Genomic DNA, 16,155 nt, shown 5'->3' on the forward strand with positions numbered 1-16,155 from the left:
AATCAACAGCGTCACACACACCGCGCTCGCAAGCGCTCAGCCGAGATGAACTACAACATCGTGAACGACCGCTGCCGCATGATCCAGAAGGCCGCGAAGTTGCGATCAGTAGGACCGGTCACGGAGATTGCACGCCTTACACCTGAATGCCGGATCGGAAATCCGTCCGTCTACCAGAAACACGTCGCTTCATGGTCCGAGGCGACAATCAAGGGAAATTTCTATGAGCCGAGCAACTACCCAGAGCGTCGCTGAGATCAAGGCGCGCAACAAGCAGCTAATCGATGAGGTGTTGAAGGCCTACCCAGAGAAGACCGCCAAAAGGCGCGCCAAGCATCTCAGTGTTCACGAGGCGGGGAAGTCGGATTGCGGCGTCAAGTCGAATATCAAGTCCATTCCGGGCGTGATGACCATCCGTGGCTGCGCCTACGCAGGCTCCAAGGGCGTGGTCTGGGGCCCGATCAAGGACATGATCCACATTAGCCACGGTCCGGTCGGCTGTGGTCAGTACTCATGGGGCTCGCGGCGCAACTACTACGTCGGCACGACCGGCATCGACACCTTCGTGACACTGCAGTTCACCTCCGATTTCCAGGAAAAGGATATCGTGTTCGGCGGCGACAAAAAGATCACAAAACTGATCGACGAGCTCCAGGAGCTATTTCCTCTCAACAGGGGCATCACCATTCAGTCCGAATGTCCGATCGGTTTGATCGGCGACGATATCGAGGCGGTCTCCAGAGAAAAATCAAAGGAATATGGCGGCAAAACCATCGTGCCTGTGCGGTGCGAGGGCTTTCGTGGTGTGTCACAATCGCTCGGACATCACATCGCGAACGATGCAGTTCGAGATTGGATCTTTGACAAGAGCGCCCCAGAGGCCAGCTCTAAATTTGAGCCGACGCCATATGACGTTGCGATTATCGGCGACTACAACATCGGCGGCGATGCCTGGTCGTCACGGATCCTGCTCGAAGAAATGGGCCTGCGCGTCATCGCCCAGTGGTCCGGGGATGGATCGCTCGCTGAATTGGAGGCGACGCCGAAGGCGAAGCTCAACATATTGCATTGCTATCGCTCGATGAACTACATCTCACGGCACATGGAGGAAAAATTCGGGATTCCCTGGTGCGAGTACAACTTCTTCGGCCCTTCCAAAATCGCGGAGTCGTTGCGCAAAATTGCAAGCTTCTTCGACGATAAGATCAAAGAAGGCGCCGAGCGCGTCATCGCGAAATATCAGCCGCTTGTCGACGCGGTGACCGCGAAATACCTGCCGCGGCTCGAAGGCAAGACCGTAATGCTGTTCGTCGGCGGCTTACGTCCTCGCCATGTCATTGGCGCCTACGAGGACCTCGGCATGGATGTTGTCGGCACTGGCTATGAGTTCGGGCATAACGATGACTACCAGCGCACCGCTCAGCACTACGTCAAAGATGGCACGCTGATCTACGACGATATCACCGGCTACGAATTCGAGCGCTTCGTCGAAAACATCCGGCCAGACCTCGTCGGTTCCGGTATCAAGGAAAAATACGTCTTCCAGAAAATGGGCGTGCCGTTCCGCCAAATGCATTCCTGGGACTACTCGGGTCCTTATCACGGCTATGACGGCTTCGCGATCTTCGCCCGAGACATGGACATGGCGATCAATTCCCCGATCTGGGGGAAGACCACGGCACCTTGGAAGGACGCTCCGCGGCCGAGCCTTCTGGCGGCGGAATAGGAACCCCGACGCCCGGGCCCTTTCTTCCGCGGAGGAGGGGAAGGGCAGGAGAACGAACACAAGAACCTAAAGAGTGCCATGATGACACAGAACGCCGAACACATACTCGACCACGCTGAGCTTTTCCGGGGAGACGAATACCAGCAGATGCTGGCCAATAAGAAGGCGCTATTTGAGAATCCGCATGATCCCGCCGAAGTCGACCGTATCAGAGAATGGTCCAAGACACACGAATACCGCGAGAAGAACTTTGCCCGCGAGGCGCTAACGGTTAATCCGGCGAAGGCTTGCCAGCCGCTAGGTGCGGTGTTCGCCGCGCTCGGGTTCGAGCGCACACTGCCGTTCGTCCACGGCTCACAGGGCTGCGTCGCGTATTATCGCAGCCATCTGTCACGGCACTTCAAGGAGCCGACCTCGTGCGTCTCCTCGTCCATGACGGAAGACGCGGCCGTGTTCGGCGGGCTCAACAATCTTACCGACGGGCTTGCCAACAGCTACAACATGTACAAGCCGAAAATGATCGCGGTCGCGACGACCTGCATGGCGGAAGTCATCGGCGACGACCTCAACGCCTTCATCAAAACATCCAAGGAAAAAGGTTCAGTCCCCGCGGACTACGATGTACCATTCGCTCACACTCCTGCATTCGTCGGCAGCCACGTTACCGGCTACGACAACATGCTCAAGGGCATCCTCGAGCATTTTTGGGACGGCAAAGCCGGCACAGCGCCAAAACTCCAGCGCAAAGCGAACAACACGATCAACTTCATCGGCGGCTTCGACGGCTACACTGTCGGCAACATGCGTGAGATAAAGCGCATATTCGAGCTGATGGGGATCGGCTACACCATCCTCGCGGATGCCAGTGACGTATTCGACACCCCCACCGACGGCGAGTTCCGCATGTATGACGGCGGCACCACGCTGAAGGATGCCGCGAACGCAGTCCACGCGAAGGCAACCATCTCCATGCAGCAATATTGTACGGAGAAGACGTTGGCCTTCGTCAAGGGGCACGACCAAGAGGTCGTCGCCTTCAATCACCCCCTGGGTGTCAGCGCTACGGACGATTTCCTGATGACGCTGTCGCGTATCACCAACAAGGCAATTCCAAATGCGCTGGAGCGGGAGCGCGGGCGTCTGATAGACGCAATGGCTGACTCTAGCGCGCATGTTCACGGCAAGAAGTTCGCGATCTACGGCGATCCAGACCTCTGCTATGGCCTGGCCGCATTCTTGTTAGAGCTCGGCGCTGAGCCCACGCACGTGCTCTCGACGAACGGGGGTAAGGCCTGGCAGCAGAAAATGCAGGCGCTGTTCGCGAGCTCGCCGTTCGGTAAAAGCTGCCGCGCCTTCCCGGGCAAGGATCTCTGGCACATGCGTTCGCTCCTGTTCACAGAGCCGGTCGATTTCCTGATCGGAAACACCTACGGCAAATATCTCGAGCGTGACACTGGAACACCGCTAATCCGCATCGGGTTTCCCATCTTCGATCGCCATCATCACCATCGTTACCCAGTGTGCGGCTATCAGGGCAGCATGAATGTGCTGGTCAAGATTCTCGACAAGATCTTTGATGAGATCGATAGAAAAACCAGCTCGGTCGGCAAGACAGACTACAGCTTCGACATCATACGCTAAGGCGAGCGCCCCGCCTCATCGTCCGCAGGAACAGCGGCGCTGTGGCGGGGATCACAGGTTATCCGCCGGCCATCCTCTTGGTCTGTGCGGCGTCTTGATATCCCCGAAAGAGACACCATGACTGCGCTTTCCACGACCATACTGGACGTCTTTAACGAACCGGGCTGCGCCAGGAACGCGAGCAAATCGAACATCGAGCGCAAGAATGGATGCACCAAGCAGCTGAAGCCGGGCGGCGCCGCCGGCGGGTGTGCCTTCGATGGCGCCAAAATCGCACTGCAGCCCTTCACCGATGTCGCCCATCTTGTGCATGGTCCAATCGCCTGTGAGGGCAATTCCTGGGACAATCGCGGTTCCGCCTCCTCCGGCTCCGATCTGTGGCGCAGAGGCTTCACCACTGACATGAGCGAGAACGACGTCGTGTTCGGCGGCGAGAAACGGCTGTACAGGGCAGTCAAGGAGATCACAGAGAAATACGACCCACAGGCCATCTTCGTCTACCAGACGTGCGTGCCCGCGATGATCGGTGACGACATCGATATGGTCTGCAAGGCGGCCTCCGCCAAATTCGGCAAACCGGTCATTCCCATCAATGCACCGGGATTTGTGGGGTCGAAGAACCTTGGTAACAAGCTCGCAGGCGAAGCACTGCTGGAGCACGTCATCGGTACCGGAGAGCCCGATTACACCACTCCGTATGACATCAACATCATCGGCGAATATAACCTGTCCGGCGAGCTCTGGCAGGTCAAGCCGCTGCTCGATGAGCTCGGAATTCGGATCCTGTCCTGCATCTCGGGGGACGGCAAGTACCGCGAGGTCGCTTATTCGCACCGAGCCAAGGCCGCGATGATGGTCTGCTCAAAAGCAATGATCAACGTCGCACGCAAGATGAGGCAGCGCTACGGCATCCCGTTTTTTGAAGGCTCGTTCTACGGTGTTGAGGATTCCAGCGATTCACTGCGCCAAATCGCCCGCATGCTAATCGAACGTGGCGCGCCGGCTGAGCTGATGGAACGAACGCAAGCCCTGATCGTACGCGAAGAGACCAAAGCCTGGACTGCGATCGAACGTTTCAAGCCGCGTTTTGTCGGCAAGAGGGTCGTTCTCATCACCGGTGGCGTGAAATCCTGGTCGATGGTAGCCGCTTTGCAGGAGGCCGGGCTCGAAATCGTCGGCACGTCCGTGAAGAAATCGACCGAGAAGGACAAGGAACGTATCAAGGGAATATTGGGCCAGCACGCCCACATGATCGAGGACATGTCACCGCCCGAGATCTACAAGTTCCTCAAGGACGCAAAAGCCGACATCATGCTTTCGGGCGGCAAGTCGCAATTCGTCGCACTAAAGGCGGCGACGCCATGGCTCGATATCAACCAGGAGCGCTGCCACGCCTATATGGGCTATGTCGGGATTGTCAAGCTCATGGAGGAGATCGAGAAAGCGCTCTACAATCCGATATGGGATCAGCTCCGCCAAGAGGCGCCTTGGGATGAGTTCGATTGGAAGCGTCAGGCAAAGACGGTTGCGCAGATGGATGCGCAAACCGTTGATCCAGTTCGGAGCGCGAACACGAACGGCGTCAAGACGATAAGTTTCTCCAACAAAAGTGAGGTCGGCGATGGTGAGCGCGCGAGTGCGGCGCATGGCCCGAACTTCGTCGAGCCCGCCAAGCCGTGCACCAATTCCACCGCAAGGGGCCTTGCTTGTAAGGACACTCTTTCCGATCTCCAGCCCCCGGCGCTGCAGGCGGCGGAGTAGGAGAACGACATGGCGATCGTCACTGCCTCGAAGAAAGCCTGTTCGGTCAATCCGCTCAAGATGAGCCAGCCGATCGGCGGCTCATTTGCCTTCATGGGCCTGCGCGGCGCGATGCCGCTTTTGCACGGCCCGCAAGGTTGCGCCTCCTTCGGGCTGACGCTGTTCGTGCGCCATTTCAACGAAGCCGTGCCGATGCAGACGACCGCCATGAACGAGGTTGCCACCGTGCTCGGCGGTCTCGAGAATCTCGAACAGGCGATCATCAGCATCTACAATCGCGTCGAGCCCGAGATCATTGGTATCAATTCGACTGGCGTTACCGAGACCAACGGCGATGACGTCGAGGCCTTCATCCGGTTGATCCGGCAGAAGCATCCGCAGCTCGAAAAGCTTCCCCTTGTCTACGTCTCGACGCCGGATTTCAAGGATGCCTTTCAGGATGGCTGGGGCAAAACAGTGGCGCGGATGATCGAGGTGCTCGTGGTTCCCGTCGACGCAGCGAGACCGCGCGATGGCTCCCGCGTCAACGTGCTACCTGGCTGCCACCTCACGCCCGGCGATCTCGACGAGCTTCGCACGATGTTTGAGGATTTTGGGCTCAAGCCCTCCTTCCTGCCGGACGTTGCCGGTTCGCTGGATGGCCACATCCCCGACGAATTCACGCCGACCACGATCGGCGGCATTGGAATGGACGAGATCACGACCATGGGGCAGGCGGCCTGGACGATCGCGATCGGCGCGCAAATGCGCCGTGCGGCCGAGATCATGCAGGCGCGGACAGGCACGCCGTTCCGTCTGTTCGAGCGGCTCTGCGGCCTTATGCCAAGTGACGAATTCATCGCGTTTCTGAGCGAGATCAGCGGCCGGTCGGTGCCCTCGAAATACCGCCGGCAGCGTGGACAGCTGGCAGACGCCATGCTGGATGCCCATTTCCATATCGGCGGCCGCAAGCTCGCGATCGGCGCCGAGCCGGACTTGTTATTCGATCTCTCCAGCTTCCTTCACGAGATGGGGGCGCAGGTAACGGCTGCGGTGACGACGACGAACTCACCGGTGCTCCAGCGGGTCAGGACCGAGGACGTCCTGATCGGCGATCTGGAGGATCTTGAAGAGCTCGCCAGGTCACGTGACTGCGACCTCTTGATGTCGCATTCACACGGTCGCCAGGCCGCTTCGCGACTCAATGTTCCGTTCCTCCGGGTGGGCTTTCCGATGTTCGATCGCCTTGGCGCTGCGCACCTCACGAGCGTTGGCTATCGCGGCACGCGTGATCTGATCTTTGATATCGCCAATCTGATCATCGCCGACCGCGAAACCAACCATGGGCCGACGCCCGACACCTGGCCATCACCTGCGGTGACCTGCAGGTCCATCCGCCCCAGTTGCATTGAGCAGGAAGAGAAAAAACACGGATGAAAGTTGCATTCGCCACTCAGGACTTGAAGCACGTCGATGCGCACTTCGGCTGGGCCAGGAACATCGTGATCTACGAGGTCGACTCGGACGGGCATCAGTTTATTGAGGCGGTTCAGTTCGGCGGTGACCTCACGGAAGACGGCAATGAGGATAAGCTGACGCCGAAGATCCAGGCGATCAGGGACTGCGCAATCCTCTATGTTGCGGCGATCGGCGGCTCGGGTGCTGCGCGAGTCGTCGCGAGCAACATCCATCCGATGAAGGTGCTGCAACCAGAGCCCATCGACGACCTTTGCGTCAAACTCGAGACCGTGCTGAAGGGGTCGCCGCCGCCCTGGCTGCGGAAGCTGCTCACCAAAAGCTCGCAACGTACGGTGGATTTCGAAGCCTGAAGGAAAGAGGATGCCCGATCGGTCTGAAATCACTCCAGCCGCCCCCGCGGCAGAGCGGCCATTTCTCAAAGAGCTCATCAAGATCTGGCGCGCCCAGGACACCCACGGCGCCTGGGAGGGCAAGAAGGACCTCGACCTGCTAGACCCCTACATTCTGGACAAGTGCAAGCGCCGTGCGCTGCCGATCGTTGGCAATCCCGACCCCGACACGATATGGCGACTGCAGTTGTTCTTTGACGCCATTGCGCTCTCGATCGAGAAGGCGACGGGCGTGATGATCTCGCCAATGCTGAAGATGCATCATGAAGGGTTCGGTCGGATGGTGCTGATCGGGGGCCGGCTCGTTGTCGCGAGCAAGCAGCTACGGGACGTGCATCGCTTTGGTTTCAACAATCTGTGTCATCTTGCCGACCAAGGCGACGAAATCGTCAATAGTGGTGTTGAGATGATCCGCGAGTTCCCGGAAGTGGCGAATTATTGAGGCAAGTATGAGCGATCATGAAAGCCTGAAAGCGGAAATAAAGAAGCTGTCGGCCAAAGCGACCCAGGCCAAGATGGACCTCCACGACCTCTCCGAGGAACTGCCCGTCAACTGGACCGCGATCCTGAGCGTGGCGCAGAAGGCTCACGACGCCTTCAGCGAGCTCGAAAGCAAGCGCCAAGATCTCCAGGCGCTACACAAAGCATAACGGACTTCAAGCGATGTCATACAGGACCCGCGACGGCCGCGATTGGAGGCCGGACTACCTGGTTTGGATCGATCCAAACAAGTGCATCGGCTGCGGCCGCTGCTACAAGGTCTGCGGCCGCGAGGTCATGACGCTGAAGGGCCTGAGCGAGGACGGCGAGATGATCGATCTCGATGAGGACGATGATGAGGTCGAAAAGAAGGTCATGGTGATGAAGGACGAGGGGGCCTGCATCGGCTGCGGCGCCTGCGCCCGGGTCTGCCCGACAAACTGTCAGACCCACGCGCCAGCTGCTTGAACCGACTCTTCTCTCGCTTTGAACAGGGGTGGTTTGTCACAAACAAGGGTAGCTCGGGAGATCCGGCATCGCGCCGACGACATGTACGGCGCGAAGCCTTGAACCCTGTCGAAAGTGCGCGTCAATGCTAAGCTTGGAGTGAACCATGGTCAAAAAAGGTGTGCCGTTGAAGTCGCGGATTGAAAGGCCAACGGCCTCGACTCCAGATGATGATCCCTATCTATGGTTGGAAAAGATCGAAGGCGGACGGGCGTTGAACTTCGTCGAGCGGCAGAATAGCAGAACGCTGCGGCTGTTCGGCGGAGCGGCCGCGGGACGAGATCGCGATGCGCTGACCGCGATTTACGATCGGGCTGACAAGATCCCCTATGTCAGGCGCCGCGGCAGCCATCTTCACAATCTCTGGAAGGATGCCACCAACCCGCGCGGGCTGTGGCGGCGGACAACAATGGCGGAGTTTCGAAGACCCAATCCGGCGTGGGAGATCGTGCTGGATATCGACCAGCTTGCAGCAAGCGAGCGCGAAGACTGGCTACTGAGCTCGATAGGCTCACTGCCGGGAAGCCCGCGATACATCTTAAGCCTCTCGCGCGGCGGCAGCGATGCCGTCACCTTGCGGGAATTCGACGCCAACACGAGGAGTTTCGTTGCGGACGGCTTTGCGATGCCGGAAGCCAAGGGCAGCGTCGACTGGCTCGACACGGACACGCTGCTGCTGTCCAGCGCCCATGGCGAGGGCATGGTCACGAGCTCCGGATATTCGAGGACCGTTCGCCTGTGGTGTCGTGGCGAACCTGTGGATCGAGCAGAAGTGATCTTCGAGACCGCGGCTGATCACATGCGTGTCTATGGCCTCGCGGACCATACCGGCGCGGTCCCGCGTACCTGGATCATCGATCGGATCGACTTCTTCAACCAGCGCATCTGGCTGCGCGATCACGCCGGCACCACCACGAAGCTCGAGCTCCCGTCCGGCATCTGGATGCAGGCGCATGGCGACTGGTTTGCGATGAAGCTGCGCCAGCCCTGGTCGACCGGAGGCCGAACCTATGCCACCGATGCCGTCCTCGGCATCTCGCTTTCGGCTTTCCTTGCAGGCAGCCGCGACTTTTCGCTCCTGTTCGAGCCCGGACCGCGGCGCGCATTGCAGGACTTGTTCTGGACTGCCGGCAGGCTGGTGCTCTCGATCCTCGACGAACTTAAGCCGCAATTCCAGATCTGCACGCCATTCGCCACGGGCTGGAGCCGCGCGATACTCGGCGGGCTTCCCGAAATCGGCGTGGTCGACGTCTGGCCGCTCGATGGTCATCCGTCTGAGAGCAACGGCGACCTGCTCGCCGAAGTGCAGGACCCGCTCACGCCGCCCTCGCTGCTGTTGATCGAGCGTGGCGTCGAAAGTCCTGTCGTGTTGAAGCAGGCATCGAAGACCTTCACCGCCGATGGCTTGGTGGTGACGCAGCATGAGGCGATCTCGATCGATGGCAAGCATATCCCCTATGTGCAGACCGGCCCCGCAGGCGAAACGGGGGATGCGCCGGTCTATATGACCGCCTATGGCAGCCTCGGTCGCTCGGTGAAACCATATTATAGTTCGTCGCTCGGCAAGCTGTGGCTGGAGCGCGGCGGAACCGTTGTGCAGGCGAATTTGCGCGGCGGCGGCGAGTTCGGCACGCGATGGCACGAGGCTGGCCGGCTCGCCGGCAAGAAGCTGTCGCATGACGATTTCGCAGCTGTTGCCGCCGATCTCATCCGCCGCGGTGTCACGAAAGCGAAACGGATCGCAGCCAAGGGCGGATCGAACGGCGGCATCCTCATTACCAACATGCTGACGCGATACCCGGAGCGTTTCGGCGCGCTGTTCTGCACCGTCCCGCTGACCGACATGCGCCGCTACACCAAGCTGCTTGCCGGCGCGAGCTGGATCGCGGAGTATGGCGACCCTGACAAGCCCGAGGACTGGGAATGGCTGAAGACCTATTCCGCCTATCACAACGCAAAACCCGGCCAGCCCTACCCGCCAATCCTGATCGCCACGAGGCGGCGGGACGACCGCGTCCATCCCGGACATGCGCGCAAAATGGCCGCAAAGCTCCAGGCGATGGGCTATGAGGCTTATTTCTACGAACCGGCGGCGGGCGGGCACGGCCACGGCAAGGACAACAAGGAGCGCGCCGGCCTCGAAGCGCTGGGCTTTGAATTTCTGAAGAGCAAGATTGGCTGGCATGAGGGGGAGGCGTCAGCCAGGTAATGCAATTGCCAAATGACATTCGTACGATATCGACCAGTGCGAGAGCGCGGTGACCGACGTCCAGAACTCCCGCACGACCGATTCAAGATCCTGCGCGCTTGAACCAACGCATGGTGGAGTTAGCGTCTCGCCGGGACTTTGATAACGACCGTTTCTCTTCACCAACTCTATGACCTAACTTGCGTGCTGTATCTCAGCCCGGTACTGCGCGTGATCTTCCAGGACCGTGACTGGACTGCGTCTTGTCTGCCCTTTAGAATGTATCCTTACAAAAGCTCGCGATTTAAAGTTCGAATTGCCTTTTGTACGTTCCGCAGGCGGTCAATTCGGCGACAGGATTATCTTCCAGCAGCCGCGGCCGCGCTTTCTTTTGGAAGCAGTCAGACGGGCAGAGCGAGCGAGGCTCATACCAACAGCTATTTGCCGGTGCCGCGCGCCGGCGGTTACGGCAGCGATCGTCAAAACGCCATGAGCGATCGCCATGATGGGCGAAGCACAAACCCCGCGGCCCGAAGCGCACGACCCGCGTCCGATGTCTGACATCGAACGAGACCGTTAGCTACAAACGCACGTCGTATTGAGCCGCCGAGGCAATCTTGGACCGAATCAGGTGCGTGATGTTCGTTGCCGGCGTTGGCACGGCCATTGCTGCTGAGATTGAGCACGGTGTCGGGCGGAGTGCATGGAGACGTGCTCTCTCGTTCATTGAACTCGTGCCGCGTTTCTTAGAGACAAACGAGCTTGCGCTTACAATCGCGCGAAGGTTTGGGCATAGATTCGGAGAACAACATGATTCTTCGTATGGAGTCGCCAGCTCCTCCGATCAGGGTGGAAGGCTGGATACGTGGCGAGCCCCTCACCAACTTTAAGCCGGGGACGCTGTATATTGTCGAGTTTTGGGCGACTTGGTGCGGCGGATGTGTGGCGGAGATGCCCCATCTCGCGAAGCTGCAAGAGAAATACGACGATAGCCGAATTGAGATCATTGCAGTTGCAGCTTCCGAGCGAGGCTCAACGGCCGAGGAGGCGCGAACAAACTTGGACGCGTGGTTGACCAAGAAAGGCGCCAAGCTGAACTTTCGGAGTGCGTTCGATTACGCGGGAAAAATGAAGAAGTCTTGGATGGCGCCCAGCTTTTCTAACACTATCCCCACCTCATTCGTCATCGACCGTGACGGTCACGTCGCCTTTATCGGTCACCCGATGCAACTGTATGACGTGTTTCCAAAAATCGTAAATGGCACCTGGCGCACCAGCGATGAAGCCAAAGCAGCGGACGCTGGGCGAATCGCTGAAGCAGAAGCTGAAATGCGCGAGAAAGCCCGGATGCAAGCATTCTGGGGCAAACTTGGACTGCCGCTGAAGGCGCAGAATTCGTCGACGGCGCTTTCGGACGCTAGAGAGGGCGTCGCAGTGATGCCGGACGACATCAACGTTCGGCTAGTGCACGCGGATCTGCTCCTGCACAAAATCCAGGACATGCAGACGGGAGTACCCGTTATGCGTCAATTGGCTCGCGATGCGATCGAAAAACAATCCGAGTTGTGGAAGGTGCAAGCGATCCGCAAACTCTCTAATCCAGCGGAGAAGAACTCTGATGTCCCGCATTCTGATCGCTTTGCGATTGGCAAAGACTTGGCCGAACACATCCTCGCGCTGAACTCTCCAGAAGGCCCGGCCGGCCCCAAGTTTCTGTCCTATGTGGCGGTCGCTCAGTATTATTACCAAAGCGGCGACAACGATCGTGCGGTCGAGTTAGTTGAGTCGGCGGTGAAGTCGCTGGACGGCCCGGGGCCCATGGGGGCTGAACAGAAGGCGCACTACCTGCGGCTGTTGCTTGAGACCTTGGCCAAGTACAAGGATGAGGAGGCAAAGCCGTTCTCGGGGACGAAGAGCGCCTTGGGCTGAATTTAAGAAAATGCGGCTCGCGAGCGGACGAGCGGTGACCCAGAAGCGGGTGCCGCGGGACGCCCAAGGTGCGCCGAAGATGGCGGTGAGGCAGCTTGCCGCATGGAGAGGACGAGGACATGAACGGGTCGCAAGTCGAGCGCGAAAACATCGTGGCAGAGCAACTGTCGGCGACGGTCGCCTCGAAAACGGCCGATCCGATTCAGGAACACAACTCACGCCCGCCGGCCGTAGGCCTGTACGATCCGAGCCTGGAAAAGGATTCCTGCGGCGTCGGCTTCATCGCCAACATCAAGGGCCAGAAGTCGCACGAGATCGTCGCGGACGCGCTCAGCATCCTCTGCAACCTCGAGCACCGCGGCGCTGTCGGCGCCGACCCGCGCGCCGGTGACGGCGCCGGCATTCTGGTGCAGATCCCGCATGCTTTCTTCAGCCGCAAGGCGAAGGAGCTCGGCTTCGCGCTGCCCAATCCGGGCGAATACGCCATCGGCGCGTTGTTCATGCCGCGCGACACCGCCTGGCGCAACGTCATCAAGAGCATCATCGCCGACCAGATCAAGGAAGAGGGCCTGACACTGCTCGGCTGGCGCGACGTGCCGACCGACAATTCCTCGCTCGGCGTCACCGTGAAGCCGACCGAGCCCGCCTGCATGCAGGTGCTCATCGGCCGCAACGGCACCGCCAAGACCGAGGACGATTTCGAGCGCCGGCTCTACATCCTGCGCAAGTCGATCTCGCAGGCGATCTACCAGCGCCGCGACCGCAGACGTGCCGGTTGCTACCCCTGCTCGATGTCGTGCCGCACGGTGATCTACAAGGGCATGTTCCTCGCCGACCAGCTCGGCAAGTACTATCCCGATTTGCACGAGACGGATTTCGAGAGCGCGCTCGCGCTCGTTCACCAGCGCTTCTCGACCAACACCTTCCCGGCGTGGTCGCTGGCGCATCCCTACCGCATGATCGCGCATAACGGCGAGATCAACACGCTGCGCGGCAACGTCAACTGGATGGCGGCGCGCCAGGCCTCGGTGAGCTCCGAGCTGTACGGCAAGGACATCAACCGGCTCTGGCCGATCTCCTACGAAGGCCAGTCGGACACCGCCTGCTTCGACAACGCGCTCGAATTCCTGGTGCAGGGCGGCTACTCGCTGCCGCACGCCGTCATGATGATGATTCCGGAGGCGTGGGCCGGCAATCCCTTGATGGATGAGAAGCGCCGCGCCTTCTACGAATATCATGCCGCCCTGATGGAGCCGTGGGACGGCCCCGCTGCGATCGCCTTCACCGACGGCCGCCAGATCGGTGCCACGCTCGACCGCAACGGCCTTCGTCCCGCGCGCTATCTCGTCACCAAGGACGACCGCATCGTGATGGCGTCCGAGATGGGCGTGCTGACGATTCCCGAGGACCAGATCATCACCAAGTGGCGCTTGCAGCCCGGCAAGATGCTGCTGGTCGACCTCGAGCAGGGCCGCCTCATCCCCGACGACGAGATCAAGGCCGAGCTCGCCAGGAGCCATCCCTACACCGAGTGGCTGGAGCGGACCCAGATCGTGCTGGAAGATCTGCCGAAGGTGCCGACCACCGGCGTGCGCTCCAACCTGTCGCTGCTCGATCGCCAGCAGGCGTTCGGCTACAGCCAGGAAGACATCACCATTCTGATGACGCCGATGGCCTCCACCGGCGAGGAAGCCGCAGGCTCGATGGGCAACGACACGCCGATCTCGGCGCTGTCGGCCAAGGCCAAGCCGCTGTTCACCTACTTCAAGCAGAACTTTGCGCAGGTCACCAATCCGCCGATCGACCCGATCCGCGAGGAGCTGGTGATGAGCCTCGTCTCCATTATCGGACCGCGGCCGAACCTGTTCGACCTGCAAGGCCTTGCCACCACCAAGCGCCTCGAAGCGCGCCAGCCGATCCTGACCGACGCGGACCTCGAAAAGATCCGCTCGATCTCCGAGGTCGCTGAGTCGCACTTCAAGTCTCGCACGCTGGACACCACCTTCCACGCCGGCCTCGGCGCGGCCGGCATGGACCAGGTGCTGGACGAGCTCTGCGCGCGCGCCGAGAGCGCGGTACGCGAGGGCGTCAACATCATCATCCTGTCCGACCGCATGGTCGGCACCGACCGGGTTCCGATCCCGTCGCTGCTGGCCTGCGCCGCCGTGCATCACCATCTGATCCGCACCGGATTGCGTACCTCGGTCGGCCTCGTCGTCGAATCGGGCGAGCCGCGCGAAGTGCATCACTTCGCCTGTCTCGCCGGCTACGGCGCGGAAGCGATCAATCCCTATCTCGCGTTCGAGACCATCATCGCGATGAAGGACCGCCTGCCCGGCTCGCTCGACGACTACGAGATCGTCAAGCGCTACATCAAGTCGATCGGCAAGGGCCTGCTCAAGGTGATGTCCAAGATGGGCATCTCGACCTACCAGTCCTATTGCGGCGCGCAGATCTTTGATGCCATCGGCCTCAAGGCGGAATTCGTCGGCAAGTTCTTCGCCGGCACGCATACCCGGGTCGAGGGCGTCGGTCTTGGCGAGATCGCCGAAGAGGCGGTGCGCCGTCATGCCGACGCGTTCGGTGATGCGCTGGTCTACAAGACCTCGCTCGACGTCGGCGGCGAATATGCCTATCGCAGCCGCGGCGAGGACCATGCATGGACCGCCGAGTCGGTGGGGCTGCTGCAGCACGCCGCGCGCGGCAATTCGCTGGAACGCTACCGCGCCTTCGCGAAGATCCTCAACGAGCAGTCGGAGCGTCTCCTGACGCTGCGCGGCCTGTTCCGGATCAAGAACGCGGACGAAGAGAAGCGCAAGCCGGTGCCGCTCGACCAGGTCGAGCCGGCCAAGGACATCGTCAAGCGTTTCGCCACCGGCGCGATGAGCTTCGGCTCGATCTCGCGCGAGGCGCACACCACGCTCGCGATCGCCATGAACCGGATCGGCGGCAAGTCGAACACCGGCGAAGGCGGCGAGGAAGCCGACCGCTTCAAGCCGCTGCCGAACGGCGATTCCATGCGCTCGGCGATCAAGCAGGTCGCCTCGGGCCGCTTCGGCGTCACCACGGAGTATCTCGTCAACTCCGACATGATGCAGATCAAGATGGCGCAGGGCGCCAAGCCCGGCGAAGGCGGCCAGCTGCCCGGCCACAAGGTCGATGCGACCATCGCAAAGGTCCGGCATTCGACGCCGGGCGTCGGCCTGATCTCGCCGCCGCCGCACCACGACATCTACTCGATCGAGGATCTGGCGCAGCTCATCTACGACCTCAAGAACGTCAACCCGGACGGCGCGGTCTCGGTCAAGCTCGTCTCGGAGATCGGCGTCGGCACGGTGGCCGCGGGCGTGGCCAAGGCGCGCGCCGACCATGTCACCATCGCGGGCTTCGAGGGCGGCACCGGCGCTTCGCCGCTCACCTCGATCAAGCACGCGGGATCACCGTGGGAGATCGGCCTCGCCGAAACCCACCAGACGCTGGTGCGCGAGCGGCTGCGCAGCCGCATCGTGGTCCAGGTCGACGGCGGTTTCCGCACCGGCCGCGACGTCGTGATCGGCGCGCTGCTCGGCGCCGACGAGTTCGGCTTCGCCACCGCGCCCTTGATCGCGGCCGGCTGCATCATGATGCGCAAGTGCCACCTCAACACCTGCCCGGTCGGCGTCGCGACCCAGGACCCGGTCCTGCGCAAGCGCTTCACCGGCCAGCCCGAGCATGTGATCAACTACTTCTTCTTCGTCGCCGAGGAGGTCCGCGAGATCATGGCCTCGCTCGGCTTCCGCAGCTTCAACGAGATGATCGGCCAGGTGCAGCTGCTCGACCAGACCAAGCTGGTCGCGCACTGGAAGGCCAAGGGCCTCGATTTCTCCAAGCTCTTCGTCAAGCAGAAGGAAGAGAAGGGCCAGAAGATCTATCACTCCGAGCGCCAGAACCATCATCTGGAAGCGGTGCTCGACCGCACGCTGATCGAGCAGGCGACGCCTACGCTCGACCGCGGTGCGCCGGTGAAGATCGAGGCCAAGATCAACAGCACCAACCGCTCCGCGGGCGCGATGCTGTCGGGTGCGGTCGCCAAGATC

At 60.7% G+C, this 16,155-nt stretch carries 11 protein-coding genes; all 11 read left to right on the forward strand.

Annotated features, from left to right (window positions below; translation table 11 throughout):
- Positions 1-223: 223 nt before the first annotated feature.
- Positions 224-1,726, forward strand: coding sequence for a nitrogenase molybdenum-iron protein alpha chain (nifD, locus tag ABIB91_RS37430; RefSeq protein ID WP_354129390.1), 1,503 nt, complete (start codon positions 224-226; stop codon positions 1,724-1,726).
- Between the two features lie 81 nt (positions 1,727-1,807).
- The gene (nifK, locus tag ABIB91_RS37435) at positions 1,808-3,367 is read left to right on the forward strand and encodes a nitrogenase molybdenum-iron protein subunit beta (protein WP_354172115.1); all 1,560 of its coding nucleotides are present in this window, start codon (positions 1,808-1,810) and stop codon (positions 3,365-3,367) included.
- 117 nt (positions 3,368-3,484) lie between these two features.
- Positions 3,485-5,128 (forward strand): nitrogenase iron-molybdenum cofactor biosynthesis protein NifE, encoded by a 1,644-nt coding sequence (gene nifE / locus ABIB91_RS37440; protein WP_354172117.1) that lies wholly within the window; start codon positions 3,485-3,487, stop codon positions 5,126-5,128.
- A gap of 9 nt (positions 5,129-5,137) precedes the next feature.
- Positions 5,138-6,544: a nitrogenase iron-molybdenum cofactor biosynthesis protein NifN gene (nifN, locus tag ABIB91_RS37445; protein ID WP_354172119.1), complete on the forward strand. Its 1,407-nt coding sequence runs from the start codon at positions 5,138-5,140 to the stop codon at positions 6,542-6,544.
- A complete protein-coding gene (nifX, locus tag ABIB91_RS37450) occupies positions 6,541-6,936 on the forward strand; it encodes a nitrogen fixation protein NifX (RefSeq protein WP_354129386.1) in 396 nt (131 codons plus the stop codon). Before nifN ends, nifX begins: the two co-directional genes overlap by 4 nt.
- A 10-nt stretch (positions 6,937-6,946) precedes the next feature.
- On the forward strand, positions 6,947-7,417 hold the full coding sequence (locus tag ABIB91_RS37455; protein ID WP_354129385.1) for a NifX-associated nitrogen fixation protein: 471 nt from the start codon (positions 6,947-6,949) through the stop codon (positions 7,415-7,417).
- 7 nt (positions 7,418-7,424) lie between these two features.
- Positions 7,425-7,625, forward strand: coding sequence for a CCE_0567 family metalloprotein (locus ABIB91_RS37460; protein WP_354129384.1), 201 nt, complete (start codon positions 7,425-7,427; stop codon positions 7,623-7,625).
- A 13-nt stretch (positions 7,626-7,638) separates the two neighbouring features.
- Positions 7,639-7,923, forward strand: a complete 285-nt coding sequence (gene fdxB, locus ABIB91_RS37465) for a ferredoxin III, nif-specific (protein ID WP_354129383.1) — start codon at positions 7,639-7,641, stop codon at positions 7,921-7,923.
- Between the two features lie 145 nt (positions 7,924-8,068).
- Positions 8,069-10,171 (forward strand): prolyl oligopeptidase family serine peptidase, encoded by a 2,103-nt coding sequence (locus tag ABIB91_RS37470; RefSeq protein ID WP_354172123.1) that lies wholly within the window; start codon positions 8,069-8,071, stop codon positions 10,169-10,171.
- 789 nt (positions 10,172-10,960) lie between these two features.
- The gene (locus ABIB91_RS37475; protein WP_354172125.1) at positions 10,961-12,079 is read left to right on the forward strand and encodes a TlpA disulfide reductase family protein; all 1,119 of its coding nucleotides are present in this window, start codon (positions 10,961-10,963) and stop codon (positions 12,077-12,079) included.
- Positions 12,080-12,198: 119 nt separating this feature from the next.
- The coding region (gene gltB, locus ABIB91_RS37480; RefSeq protein WP_354172127.1) for a glutamate synthase large subunit at positions 12,199-16,155 on the forward strand (3,957 nt) is incomplete at its 3' end.

Source organism: Bradyrhizobium sp. JR4.3 (assembly GCF_040547695.1).
GTDB lineage: Bacteria > Pseudomonadota > Alphaproteobacteria > Rhizobiales > Xanthobacteraceae > Bradyrhizobium > Bradyrhizobium canariense.

Bases quoted from the DNA above. Each gene is read 5' to 3' on its own strand.
- nifX (WP_354129386.1), top strand. From the start codon at position 6,541: ATGAAAGTTGCATTCGCCACTCAGGACTTGAAGCACGTCGATGCGCAC.
- nifD (WP_354129390.1), top strand. From the start codon at position 224: ATGAGCCGAGCAACTACCCAGAGCGTCGCTGAGATCAAGGCGCGCAAC.
- fdxB (WP_354129383.1), top strand. From the start codon at position 7,639: ATGTCATACAGGACCCGCGACGGCCGCGATTGGAGGCCGGACTACCTG.
- ABIB91_RS37455 (WP_354129385.1), top strand. From the start codon at position 6,947: ATGCCCGATCGGTCTGAAATCACTCCAGCCGCCCCCGCGGCAGAGCGG.
- nifK (WP_354172115.1), top strand. From the start codon at position 1,808: ATGACACAGAACGCCGAACACATACTCGACCACGCTGAGCTTTTCCGG.
- nifE (WP_354172117.1), top strand. From the start codon at position 3,485: ATGACTGCGCTTTCCACGACCATACTGGACGTCTTTAACGAACCGGGC.
- nifN (WP_354172119.1), top strand. From the start codon at position 5,138: ATGGCGATCGTCACTGCCTCGAAGAAAGCCTGTTCGGTCAATCCGCTC.
- ABIB91_RS37475 (WP_354172125.1), top strand. From the start codon at position 10,961: ATGATTCTTCGTATGGAGTCGCCAGCTCCTCCGATCAGGGTGGAAGGC.
- ABIB91_RS37470 (WP_354172123.1), top strand. From the start codon at position 8,069: ATGGTCAAAAAAGGTGTGCCGTTGAAGTCGCGGATTGAAAGGCCAACG.
- ABIB91_RS37460 (WP_354129384.1), top strand. From the start codon at position 7,425: ATGAGCGATCATGAAAGCCTGAAAGCGGAAATAAAGAAGCTGTCGGCC.